This is a genomic window from Eubacterium sp. An11, from assembly GCF_002161065.1.
GTDB lineage: Bacteria > Bacillota > Clostridia > Lachnospirales > Lachnospiraceae > Anaerobutyricum > Anaerobutyricum faecale.
Map to the genome: position 1 here is coordinate 12,555 of NZ_NFLV01000021.1, position 11,942 is coordinate 24,496.

General features: G+C 48.6%; 10 protein-coding genes. 1 reads left to right on the forward strand and 9 read right to left on the reverse strand.

What is annotated here, in order from left to right; genetic code table 11:
• Positions 1–10: 10 nt before the first annotated feature.
• The 7 genes from B5E53_RS13610 to B5E53_RS13640 form a co-directional block, all read right to left on the reverse strand.
• Entirely contained in the window at positions 11–598 is a 588-nt protein-coding gene (locus tag B5E53_RS13610) for an NUDIX hydrolase (protein WP_087316028.1), read from the reverse strand.
• Between the two features lie 115 nt (positions 599–713).
• Positions 714–2,147, reverse strand: a complete 1,434-nt coding sequence (gene gatB, locus B5E53_RS13615) for an Asp-tRNA(Asn)/Glu-tRNA(Gln) amidotransferase subunit GatB (RefSeq protein ID WP_087315953.1) — start codon at positions 2,145–2,147, stop codon at positions 714–716.
• Complete coding sequence (gatA, locus tag B5E53_RS13620) at positions 2,144–3,631, reverse strand: Asp-tRNA(Asn)/Glu-tRNA(Gln) amidotransferase subunit GatA (RefSeq protein ID WP_087315955.1); 1,488 nt, start codon at positions 3,629–3,631, stop codon at positions 2,144–2,146. The genes gatB and gatA overlap by 4 nt, the downstream gene beginning before the upstream one ends.
• 21 nt (positions 3,632–3,652) lie before the next feature.
• Positions 3,653–3,946 carry an Asp-tRNA(Asn)/Glu-tRNA(Gln) amidotransferase subunit GatC gene (gatC, locus tag B5E53_RS13625; protein ID WP_087315957.1) on the reverse strand — a complete coding sequence of 98 codons (294 nt, stop codon included), beginning with the start codon at positions 3,944–3,946 and terminating at the stop codon, positions 3,653–3,655.
• A 233-nt stretch (positions 3,947–4,179) separates the two neighbouring features.
• Positions 4,180–4,746: a GNAT family N-acetyltransferase gene (locus B5E53_RS13630; protein WP_140401498.1), complete on the reverse strand. Its 567-nt coding sequence runs from the start codon at positions 4,744–4,746 to the stop codon at positions 4,180–4,182.
• A gap of 26 nt (positions 4,747–4,772) precedes the next feature.
• Positions 4,773–5,609 carry a TPM domain-containing protein gene (locus B5E53_RS13635; RefSeq protein ID WP_087315961.1) on the reverse strand — a complete coding sequence of 279 codons (837 nt, stop codon included), beginning with the start codon at positions 5,607–5,609 and terminating at the stop codon, positions 4,773–4,775.
• Positions 5,610–6,593, reverse strand: a complete 984-nt coding sequence (locus B5E53_RS13640; protein WP_087316030.1) for a hypothetical protein — start codon at positions 6,591–6,593, stop codon at positions 5,610–5,612.
• A gap of 150 nt (positions 6,594–6,743) precedes the next feature.
• Here B5E53_RS13640 and B5E53_RS13645 point away from each other — a divergent pair, with 150 nt between their 5' ends.
• Positions 6,744–7,895: a D-alanyl-D-alanine carboxypeptidase family protein gene (locus tag B5E53_RS13645; protein ID WP_087315963.1), complete on the forward strand. Its 1,152-nt coding sequence runs from the start codon at positions 6,744–6,746 to the stop codon at positions 7,893–7,895.
• A gap of 704 nt (positions 7,896–8,599) precedes the next feature.
• Here B5E53_RS13645 and glgA read toward each other — a convergent pair.
• The gene (gene glgA, locus B5E53_RS13650; RefSeq protein ID WP_087315965.1) at positions 8,600–10,051 is read right to left on the reverse strand and encodes a glycogen synthase GlgA; all 1,452 of its coding nucleotides are present in this window, start codon (positions 10,049–10,051) and stop codon (positions 8,600–8,602) included.
• A 796-nt stretch (positions 10,052–10,847) separates the two neighbouring features.
• A complete protein-coding gene (hisC, locus tag B5E53_RS13655; RefSeq protein WP_087316032.1) occupies positions 10,848–11,900 on the reverse strand; it encodes a histidinol-phosphate transaminase in 1,053 nt (350 codons plus the stop codon).
• Positions 11,901–11,942: the final 42 nt, after the last annotated feature.

An 11,942-nucleotide genomic window follows, 5' to 3' on the forward strand; every position in this document is an offset into this window, starting at 1 on the left:
GCTCCTTTTTTCATTTTTTCATCTGAAATCCTTCCGCAAAAAAATAAGCTGCCATCTGGGCCCTCCCCGAAAAACGCTCCTTTTTCAAAAGCTCCGCCGTCTCTTCCCGGCTGTAAAATCCCGGTTGGATCCACTCATCGGCCTCTGTATGTTCCGAGGCTCCGCCAGGCAATTCTCCTTCCACCTCGGCAAACAGCACCCAGGCGGAGGAATCGCTGAGATCCGGAGACGCATAGGAAGGCGAAAGCACCTGCCGCACTCTTTTCAATGCCAGCCCGGTTTCTTCAAAAAGCTCTCTCCTGGCGCACTCCTCCACATTTTCTCCCTCATCAATATGTCCGGCAGGCAGATTGTAGACAAAATGGTTGACTCCCATGCGAAACTCCCGGCAGAGAAGAATCTTCTCCCCCGCAAACCCCACAATGACCACGCCGGAAGCCCGCTGCCCCAGCTGTTCCGGGCAGTCATAATCAAAGTTACTGACAGTCTCATAGATTTTCTCGCCACCCTCTGAATTGGTATAATTCAAGGTGTAATTTTTTAAAAAGCGGGTATCCCGGGTCTTCTGCATAGAATTTAGAACTGGAATTTTTTTCATAATTTCCCCCTGTATCATATTCTCCTGTACGCAGGAAAGGGCAGCCGCAAATTCTGTTTTCTCTTTTGCAGCCGCCCCTGTGTAATCGGTTTTTATTTTATGGCAGGAACTTTTGTCAGTCCAGAAGTTCATGAAGAATCTGATTGACCATGGTAGGATCTGCCTTACCCTTCATGGCGCGCATGGTCTGTCCTATAAAAAATCCCATGGCTTTTTTCTTGCCGGCCTTGTAATCTTCGACAGATTTCGGATTATTCTCCACGATTTCCTCGATGACCTTCCGAAGTGCTCCCTCGTCGTTCACTGTCTTCAGTCCATTTTCTTCCACATAGGCCTCCGGTTCCACATCATCTTTAAAAATGGCCTCAAATACTTTTCTCGCCACTTTCCGGTTGATGGCTCCGGACTCGATCAGCTCGATCATTTTTACCAGGTGAGCCGGACTGAAATGCAGATCAGAAGCCTCCATCTCATTTTCTTTCAGGAGACGCATCGTATCTCCCATAATCCAGTTGGATACTTCCTTCGGTGCAGCACCCAGAGCGATACAGCTCTCAAAGAGGTCTGTCAATGTCTTATCTGAGGTGAGAATATCTATATCATATTCCGGCAGACCGTATTCTTCTTTGTAGCGGGCCTGTTTTTCATCCCGAAACTCCGGCTGTCTCTTCCGGATCTCCTCCAGCCACTCATCAGAAATAATGATCGGCGGCAGGTCCGGTTCCGGGAAATACCGATAATCCTGAGCATCCTCCTTGGAACGCATCGGATAAGAATACTCCTTGTCATCATCCCAGCGGCGGGTCTCCTGCACTACCTTTTTCCCGTCTTCCAGCAGGTCAATCTGACGCTCTGTCTCTCCCTCGATGGCTCTGGCAATGGCGCTGAAAGAATTCAGGTTTTTCATTTCAGTCCTGGTGCCGAACTCTTCTGCTCCCAGTTCACGGACAGAAAGATTGACATCCGCGCGCATGGAGCCTTCCTGCAATTTACAGTCGGAAGCGCCCAGATACTGAATGATCATACGGAGCTTTTCCAGGTACGCGATCACTTCGTCCGCGGAACGCATATCCGGTTCCGACACGATTTCGATCAGCGGCACGCCGCTTCGGTTGAAATCCACCAGAGAGTTACCGGTGGCAGGATCATGGATCAGCTTGCCGGCATCTTCTTCCATATGAATCTCGTGGATGCCGATACTCTTTTTACGGCCGTCCACTTCGATATCCACATGTCCATTGCGGCATATCGGATAGTATAACTGAGAAATCTGATAATTTTGTGGATTATCCGGATAAAAATAATTTTTCCGGTCAAATTTACAATTCTGCGTGATGGTACAGTTGGTCGCCAGACCTACAGCCGCAGCGTATTCCACCACCTGTTTATTGAGAACCGGAAGGGAACCCGGCATCCCGGTGCATACCGGACAGGTATGAGTATTTGGCGCACCGCCAAATTCCGTGCTGCATCCGCAGAATATCTTTGTCTTAGTGGCAAGCTCCACATGCACTTCCAGACCAATCACTGTCTCATACTGTCTGCTCATTTCTCTTCCCCTCCTTCTTTCGCAGTCCCTGGCGCTGTCATATCAAACCCCCGGTGCTGCTCATACGTATAGGCCGCCCGGATGATATTTTTCTCTTTAAAGCAGTCCCCGATCAGCTGCAGTCCCACCGGCAGACCTTTTTTGTCTGTACCGCACGGAACTGTAATTCCCGGCAGTCCGGCAAGATTTACAGAGATCGTATAAATGTCTCCCAGATACATCTTGATCGGATCACTCAGGCTGGCGCCAAGCTTCGGAGCGGTGGTCGGAGCCGCCGGTCCAAGGATCATGTCATATTTTGCAAATGCTTTGTCAAACTCCTGCTTGATGAGCGCTTTGGTCCGGAGCGCTTTCAGATAGTAAGCGTCATAATAGCCGGAACTCAACACAAAGGAACCCAGCATGATCCGGCGCTTCACTTCCTCGCCGAATCCCTCGGAACGGGTCTTCTTGTACATATTATGGAGTCCTTCAAATTCCGGTGTGCGATAGCCGTACTTTACGCCGTCAAAACGGGCCAGATTGGAGCTGGCTTCCGCACAGGCGATGACATAGTAAGCTGGGATGGCATATTTCACCAGTCCCAGATCAAACTCCTCCACCTGGGCACCCTGTGCTTCCAGAACTTTGGCCGCTTTCAGAACTGCCTCCCGCACATCTTCGTCCAGTCCTTCTCCGAAATAATCTCTCGGAATACCGATCTTCATTCCTTTCACATCGTCCACCAGAGCGGAGGCAAAACTGCCGTCTTCCCTTTTTACGGAAGTGCTGTCTTTCTCATCGTGAGAAGTGACAGCATCCAGGATCACCGCACAGTCCCTCACATCTTTCGCCATGGGACCGATCTGGTCAAGAGAGGAACCGTAAGCGATCAGCCCGTACCGGGACACAGTTCCGTAGGTCGGTTTCATACCTACCACGCCGCAGTAAGACGCCGGCTGGCGGATGGATCCGCCGGTATCGGAACCCAGCGCAAAAATACATTCCTCCGCTGCCACTGCCGCCGCGGAGCCGCCGGAAGAACCGCCCGGCACGTGTCCGGTATCCCACGGATTCTTTGTCGGTCCGTAATAGGATGTCTCCGTGGTGCTTCCCATGGCAAACTCATCCATATTTGTCTTTCCGATGATGACCACTCCGGCTTTCTCCAGATTCTTTACCGCTTCCGCTGTGTATGGCGGCACAAAATTATCAAGGATCCGGGAACTGCAGGTGGTACGGATCCCCTCGGTGCACATGTTGTCTTTGATGGCCGCCGGCACGCCGGCCAGCGGTCCGGTGAGAACGCCCTCGTCTATCAGCTTCTGAACTTCCTGCGCCCGTTTTAGTACTGTTTCTCTATCAAGAACTGTAACATAGCAGTGATAGGCAGGCTCTTTTTCTTCAATGGCATCCATAGCCGCCATCGCCGCATCCATGACGGTAATCTCGCCTGCTTTGATTCTCTCACTGAGCTTCACAGCTGTATCATTCATCAAACCCATTGCTGTCCTCCTGTTTCCGTTCTAATCAAATGTTTTCGGAACCACGAAGGCTCCCTCTTTCGCTTCCGGAGCATTGGCAAGCACCTTGTCCCGCTCATCTGTATTGGTAACCACATCTTCCCGAAATACATTATGCACCGGAAATACATGACTCATCGGCTCCACACCGCTGGTATCCAATTCATTTAATGTGTCAATATAGTCAAGCATTTTCGCCATATCTTCTTTTGCCCGCTCTTTCTCCTCCGGAGAAAGCTCCAGTTTCGCGAGAATTCCGACATAGTCAATTGTTTCGTTCGAAATTACATTTGCCATGACTGTCACTCCTTCATATATATTCTTTTATAAGGATTCTCCTCTTATAAACCAAAAGAAAACCGGGGCAGGGCGCATCGCTCCGGCAAAAGGCCCAAAACCTTTCGCCCATCAGCTGTAACAAGCACGCCCTTGTGCCCCGGCAACATTATCCATTATTCTGTGGGAACCATCTGGCTGTCAGATGCTCCCGTGAGAGAAAAACTGCATTTCCAGCAAAAAACATACCACATTTAATAATGTTTATCAAGCGCAAAACGTACATTTTTCTCATACATCTCATCACTCAGGATGGAATGATACAGGGCTTTCATGGCATTTTTTGCCTGTTCTCCCTGCAGTTCGCGGCCCAGATTGAGGATCAGATACGGTACTCCGAACACCTGCGCTTTAAGATCCGTGTACCGGACATCGTTTCTCAGATAAAACTGGATCCTTCGTTTCTGCAAATCCAGCACCTCCGGTTCTCTGGCCAGCGGCTCCTCCACCTCCAGCAGCACGCTCTCTCTGTCCTCCAAATGTTCTTTCATGATTCCTAAAATCTGACTGCCGGTTCCTTTTCCCCGTCCCTGTTCCATGACAGCAAAATAATCCAGCAAAAAGAAATCTCCGGTTTTCAGCAGGCAGGTGTAAGCTGACAGGCTGCCGTTTTCATAATATCCATATGGGAAGTATTTTCCCTCTTTTACGGCCTTTTCCATAATATAAAAAGGCTTGATCTCATCCGCCGGGAAATGATTTCCCATCTGGGTATCATACAGATGACGGAATTCCGCTAGCTGCATCAGTCTGCGTTCCATAATATATCCTCCTTGATTTATCATTCTCAATGGCGGCCTCCTCCGCCGCCATGTCCGTTGCTTCCGCCGATGGAGCCTCCACCTCCTCCGTGTCCGCCGGAATCATGATCCGTCTCAATCTTCTGCCTTGTCACATGGGAGCGAAGGAAAATATCCTGCCGCTGGTTGATTTTCACTCCTCCTTCCGGCACGTAGGTGGATCGTCCCGTTGTTGCTTTTCCTTTATTGCCAATGAGATTGCAGGCGGCAAAAATACCGGCAGCCACCAGAGCGATCAGCAGCAGCCAGATATTTCCGATACGAAAATGACACAGGTTGAGATTCTGCATCTCCGCAGCAGCCGTCTCAATCATGGTCTCATAAGCGCCATACGGATCTTCATTGACCGTCTCATTGGTTCTGTCAATGACAAACTGAATCGTGCGGTCATCCAGCTTTTCCGTTACTTTTCCTGTTGTACACAGCCAGCAGTACCCGGTCGCCCAGTTATCCACATAAATCATCCCGTCTCCATTGGGATGATTCCAGCCAAATTTATATTCTTCGTAATAGCTCTGGGCGTAATCCCGGATGGCATAATAATCGTCAATTTCGGGATCCCGGATGGTGAGCAGTACGATATCCGCACCGATCATTTCTTCCTTTTTCGATAAAAGCTGCAGCAGATCGGCCTCCTGCGCATCAGTCAGTACATTTGCCTCATCAAATATCCTTTCTTCCGTCAGACACTGGGTATTGGTCCGGGCTTCTTTCGACGCCATCATTCCCTGAAATACGCCGTATTTGAGAAACAGTCCCAGTCCGCCCAGCACCAGGCCTGCGATGAGGATTCCCAGCGCAACATTCCGATATGTCTTATTCATTTACAGCACCTCCAGAAAATAACATAACATTTTCAGAAAAAAGAACACCAGCGCAAAAATCCCCGCACTCATACCGAATACCCTGGCCAGGCTGACCGGAGGCCCGCCGACAACTTTACCGGTCTGCCCGTTGATGTAGAACGGATATTCTTTCCCGTTATAGCGGTATATGTATTTCCAGACCGGCAAAAAAGCGAAAAAAGTATCTTCCACATTATTCTCTTTCTTGTCCACAAACGGCCGGATCATGGTATAACCGGCATTCTCTTCAGCCAGATACCCCTCCGAGAAACTATCCGCTTTCTCCTCAGCCCTCGGCCGGAGAGCCTCGCTGTCCTGCTCATAAACATCCGCCTGAAAACCAGACAGATATTCCGGTGTGAAGTCCCCTAACTCGCCATATTGATAAGGCTCCAGCAGATCCATCATCCCGTCCTCCATGGCGACAGAGGCATCCACCGGGATCTTATCATATTCCACCTCAAAATCCCGGACCAGGCGGTAAATTCTGGTCTCCGTGATCTCATAGTCACCCTCACGCCAGGTCCGCACCCGGTCTCCTTCTCCCTCAAAATGGATATGACTGCGGAAGTCATACATCCAGAAAGGTACATAAATTCCTTCCATGGATTCAAGGCTCGCCGCCGAACAGAAATTGGACGGCAGAAACAACTTGCCGGAAAAAGTTTCCTGCAGTTTTTCCGCCGCCTGATGTTTGTCCATGCCAAACGGAAGAAGCAGACGCGGATGATAGTCTCCTTCCATCCTGTCCTCCAGAATATGAAAGGTCTGACAGTAAGGACACCGGCAGGCAAGAGTATATTCTGTCGTCTCAATCTGTCCGCCGCAATTGCTGCATATGTGGATTTCTTTCTGCGGAATCTCCTGCTGACTTTCCTCGCTGCCGCAGCTTTCACATATCATCTTCTTTTTTTCGGGATGATATGTTACATTTCCTCCACAGTTCTTACAACGATAAAACATAATTTCCTCCCCGGATATCATATATCCTGTTCTCCGGCATAAACTGTAATACATTTTTGCAGGCCGACTCTCTCCACTGCCGCCGGCGCCCTGATCCGCCGCAAACCGCAGACGATATTACAGCCGGCTTTTCCTGAAAGGAGGATTCCTTTGAAAAAATATATTACTGCCTTATGCCTGTTTCTTTTGTTTATCCTGTCTCCTTATCATACCATAAATTTGCGTTCAGCGGAAACACCTTCGGGACTTTATGCCAAAGCCGCCATTCTGATGGATGGGACAAATCAGCGGGTCCTATTTGGAAAAGAAGAAAAAATAGAACTGCCTATGGCAAGCACCACCAAAATCATGACCTGCCTATACACTCTGGAACACGGCAATCTCTCAGATGTCGTTACCTTTTCTGAAAGAGCCGCTTCCGCTCCCAAGGTACATCTGGGTGCTAAAGAAGGCAGTCAGTTCCTTTTATCAGATCTTCTCTACGCCCTCATGCTGGAGTCCTACAATGACGCCGCCGTGGCTATTGCCGAGCATCTGGGCGGTTCCGTGGAGGCCTTCTGTCAGGCCATGACCGAAGAAGCCCGTTCCTACGGCTGCTATCAGACTTCCTTCGAGACCCCCAATGGTCTGGACAGCGACAATCATTATACCACCTGCTACGATCTGGCCATCCTCACCTGTCATGCTCTGAACAATAAAAATTTCCGCAGCATCATCCGGGAACCTTCCTACACCATCAAGGAAATCACCAGCGGCCAGACCTATTCTCTGAACAACAAAGACGCTTTCCTCACCTCTTATCCCGGCGCCATCGGCGTCAAAACCGGTTTCACCAACAACGCCGGCTACTGTTTCGTAGGTGCCGTGGAAACCGACGACCGTCTGCTCATCTCCGTAGTGCTGGGCAGCGGCTGGCCACCCAACCGCAGCTATAAATGGAAGGATACCCGCAAACTCATGGATTACGGCATGGAGAATTTTGAAAATGTGACCATATCCCTGGGCGACAGCGTTCCCGGGCAGCTTCCTGTGGAACACGGGCAGGCTAAAATCTGCGACATCAGCCAGCCCGGCACCGCCACCCTTCTTCTGAATCCGGAAGAAGAACAGGCCGTCTGCACCACCGACCTTCTTCCCTGCCTGGACGCCCCCGTCCGCCAGGGAGATTCCGTCGGCACCGTGACACTGTCCATCAACGAAGAAACCTACCGGACATACCCCGTGACAGCGGCTGCCAGCGTAAAACGCATCAACTACCGCTGGTGCCTGGAGAGGCTGGTGAGGGAGTATTTTTATAGATAAGGAGTAAATTTCTTTGCAACCCATAGAAGGCTGCTTTACCGAAGACAAGTCATTTATAAAAGTTTTCCTCCTCCACTTCGGCAGGCTGACACCTGGCTGTATCTCATCAATATAAATCAGACGCCTGCGCTCACAGTCGTCGTCAAACCATATCAATGACTTGTCTTCTCCAAATGCAGTCTACGTGCATAGAAATTTACAAGAATCCTGTGCTACGTTGGTCAAAACAGTTAGTTATGGCAACATGCGGCCACTCTGATTTTATAATCTAAAGCAATATCTGTGCAGGCAGCGATAACCTGGTGAGCGAGCCATTCAGGTAGCTTTGCAGTCGTTTTGAATCAGGTGATTTTGCTATAATCCGGGTAATGCAGACAACAGGGATTTGCGGCATAGTTTGAGGCTGATAGAAAAACGTATCGGGAAAGATCGACGACGACTGTGAGTGCAGGCGTTTCTGGTAGTCATAAAAGGGGCATAGTTGTCAGCCTGCCGAAGTGGAGGAGGAGACTTCCCTGACTACGTTTTTCTATGGTACATACAAAGCGCAAATCCCGTCTGTTCATCCATACCCGGATCATTTCAAGACCTTTAAATTCAAATCGACAAATCCCACCTCTCATAAAAATACTCCCGCAGGTCCTCACCCGCGGGAGTATATATTTTATGTTCTTTTATGAATGGCGATAAAAAACAGCCGTCTCCTATCTTCCGATCAGCGTATTATACAGCTCTTCGTAACGTTTCTTGGAAACACCCCAGGACAGGTCTTTCTTCATGCCTCTCTTGACCATGTTATCCCAGACCTTCTTCTGTTCGAAGAAAATGTACTTGCTGTAGTTGATGACATTCACCATGTCATCTCCATTATAATTGGTGAAAGAGAATCCATCTCCGGTATCCTCAAACTCATTCAGCGGTTCCACCGTATCTTTCAGTCCACCCGTCTCTCTCACGATCGGAACGGTTCCATAGCGGAAAGCGATAATCTGTGTCAGTCCGCAAGGTTCAAAGAGGGACGGCATCAGAAATGCATCCGCTGCAGCATATAATTTATGTGCCAGATCATCGGAGTAAAGGATATTGGCAGATACTTTGTTCGGATAACGATATGCATAATAGCGGAACATATCCTCGTATCTCTGCTCGCCGGTACCAATGACAACCAGCTGTGTATTATCGTCTACGATTCTTTCCATACCATACTGAATGAGGTCAAGACCCTTCTGGTCTGTCAGTCTGGAAATGAGACCGATCAAATACTTATCCGGGTTCACCTCAAGACCCAGCTCTTTCTGGATAGCCTCTTTATTGGCTGCTTTGCCTTTCTTGTAGCTGCGCACATCATAATTGGAATAAATAGATCCGTCTGTCTTCGGATTATAGACGGTATAGTCAATACCATTCACGATACCAAACAAACTCTGATTTCTCGCACTCAGAAGGCCGTCCAGTCCCTCGCCGTAATACGGAGTCTGAATCTCCTGAGCGTAAGTATTGCTCACAGTGGTGATGAAATCAGAATAAACAATTCCACCCTTTAACATATTGGCGTCTTTCTTATATTCCAGCTTATCCGGTGTGAACAGATAATCCGGAAGTCCGGAAAGCCCCTTGATCGTCTTGATATCCCAGATACCCTGGAAACGCAGGTTATGAATGGTCATGATCGTCTTGATGCCCCAGAAGAACGGATTCGCCGCAAACTCCGTCTTCAGATATACCGGGATCAGACCTGTCTGCCAGTCGTGACAGTGAATGATATCCGGTTTGAAATCCACAATCGGAAGAATGGATAATACTGCTTTACAGAAGAAAATGTACTTCTCCACATCTGTTCTGGTATCGGCATATGGCTTCTCAGCGCCAAAATAATCCAGGTTGTCAATGAAATAATAGGTGATGCCATTATACTCATACTTCATAATGCCCACATGAGTATGAGGAACCATCGGTCCTGTGCCCATGTAAAAATGTGTGACATACTGGAAAGTGTTACGGAACTTATCCGGAATACCCCGATAGTTCGGCATAATCACTCTGACATCCCACTCATTCTTGTCAAACTCTTTTGGCAATGCCCCCACAACGTCTGCAAGTCCCCCCGTTTTCATAAACGGTACACACTCAGAAGCAGCAAATAAAATCTTCTTCATGGTAATCCTCCTCGAATAAAAAGTTTTCCCTTTGTTAATGTATATTCAGGATACTGCGTACGGTCACGTCCAGCTGAAATGCGCGCGGCGGTGCGTAAGTTCCTTATATTTCATTGTACAACAATTTTGCGTGAATTACTATGATAAATTAAGAAAAAATTGAGATTTGTAAAGATGGTAACAGCTATCTGCTCAGACAGACAATGACGCAAGGGCACATACGGATTCGCCCGTCTCGACCCTCAGTCGGACTGACCAGGGGTATTCATTGTAAAATGATTATATCAGTCCTCCCTCACAGCTCGCGGTCGAAAGCCGTATGTACCCAAAACGTCATTTGCCTGTTGAAAAGCCTTTGTTTCACCTTTACAAACATCCTGTGCTACGTTGACAAAACAGCAGGTTATGGTTACAGACGAATCAACTGATACCCAAATTTATGGTTGTGTCTGCCTGGTATAAACCTGCAGAGCAAGCCACACAGGTAGCTCTTCTATCGGTTTGAATTAGGTATTTTTGTTATCATCAATGGACCGTTTAAAAGTCAAAAACTGCCACAATCTGCTGTCTCGCCAGGGTAGCCAGGATTCTTTGTAAATCTCTATACACGCAGACTGCATTTGGAGAAGACGAGGTATTGATATGGTTTGACGACGACTGTGAGCGCAGGCGTCTGATTTATGTTGATGAAATACAACCAGGTACCAGTCTGCCGAAGTGGAGGAGGAGAACTTTTATCAATACCTTGTCTTCGGTAAAGCAGCCTTCTGTGGGCTGCAAAGAGATTTACAAATCCCTATTTATGCAGATACTCTCTCAAAAACTCCAGAAACTTCCGCATCTCTTCGTCGGTGCCAATGGTGATTCTGAGATAATTGTCAATGCGGTCTTTGTTAAAGTAGCGCACATAAATATTTTGTTTCCGGGCAGCTTCGAAGATTTCTTTTGCCGGCACGGATTCGTGGGAAGCAAACAAAAAGTTGGCTTTGGAGTCCGGAAATGTGAAACCGAGGTCCCGCATTTCTTTTGTGAACCACTCTCTGGTGGCTATGATCTTGGCAGTGGTTTCCCGGAAATATGCGTCGTCTTCCACGGAGGCGGCTCCTAACAGGATGGACGGCTGATTCATGGTGTAGGAATTAAAAGAATATTTCACATCATGAAGGGCACGGATCAGTTCCGGAGATCCCATGGCATAGCCGATGCGGAGTCCTGCCAGGGAGCGGGATTTGGAGAAGGTCTGCACGATCAGCAGATTCTCATAAGTGTCAAGAAGGCTCTGGGCAGTCTCGCCGCCAAAGTCGATATAAGCCTCATCGACGATGACTACCACATCCTGATTATGTTCCAGAATGTCCCGGATGCCGTCAAGGGGCATCAGAATACCTGTGGGCGCATTGGGATTCGGGAAAATCACGCCGCCGTTTTCCCCGTAATAATCTTCTCTGCGAATCTGAAATGCATCGTCCAGAGCTCTGGTTTCATAAGGAATCCGGAACAGATCTGCCCACACATCATAAAATGAGTAGGTGATATCCGGAAACAGAATCGGTTTGTCACTGTTAAAAAATGTGAGAAATGACAGCGCCAGCACGTCGTCGGAACCGACGCCCACGAATACCTGGCTGCGGTCAATACCCTTGTAGCCGGCGATGGCATCCACCAGCCGGGACGCCGCCGGATCCGGATACAGCCGGAGGTTTTCAATCCGGCTGCACATTTCCTTTACCTTCGGAGAAGGCGGATACGGATTCTCATTGGTATTTAACTTTATCACATCCGTCTCTTTCGGCTGTTCACCTGGCACATAAGGAATCACCTGACGGATATTTTTTTTCCATGCTTTCATCATTCATGCATCTCCTTGTCTTCCGGTAATATCACCTGCACA

What these genes read in the sequence shown, in the direction of transcription:
- B5E53_RS13630 (WP_140401498.1), bottom strand. Translation starts at nt 4,746, where the DNA reads ATGGAACGCAGACTGATGCAGCTAGCGGAATTCCGTCATCTGTATGAT.
- B5E53_RS13635 (WP_087315961.1), bottom strand. Translation starts at nt 5,609, where the DNA reads ATGAATAAGACATATCGGAATGTTGCGCTGGGAATCCTCATCGCAGGC.
- glgA (WP_087315965.1), bottom strand. Translation starts at nt 10,051, where the DNA reads ATGAAGAAGATTTTATTTGCTGCTTCTGAGTGTGTACCGTTTATGAAA.
- hisC (WP_087316032.1), bottom strand. Translation starts at nt 11,900, where the DNA reads ATGAAAGCATGGAAAAAAAATATCCGTCAGGTGATTCCTTATGTGCCA.
- gatC (WP_087315957.1), bottom strand. Translation starts at nt 3,946, where the DNA reads ATGGCAAATGTAATTTCGAACGAAACAATTGACTATGTCGGAATTCTC.
- B5E53_RS13610 (WP_087316028.1), bottom strand. Translation starts at nt 598, where the DNA reads ATGAAAAAAATTCCAGTTCTAAATTCTATGCAGAAGACCCGGGATACC.
- B5E53_RS13640 (WP_087316030.1), bottom strand. Translation starts at nt 6,593, where the DNA reads ATGTTTTATCGTTGTAAGAACTGTGGAGGAAATGTAACATATCATCCC.
- gatB (WP_087315953.1), bottom strand. Translation starts at nt 2,147, where the DNA reads ATGAGCAGACAGTATGAGACAGTGATTGGTCTGGAAGTGCATGTGGAG.
- gatA (WP_087315955.1), bottom strand. Translation starts at nt 3,631, where the DNA reads ATGGGTTTGATGAATGATACAGCTGTGAAGCTCAGTGAGAGAATCAAA.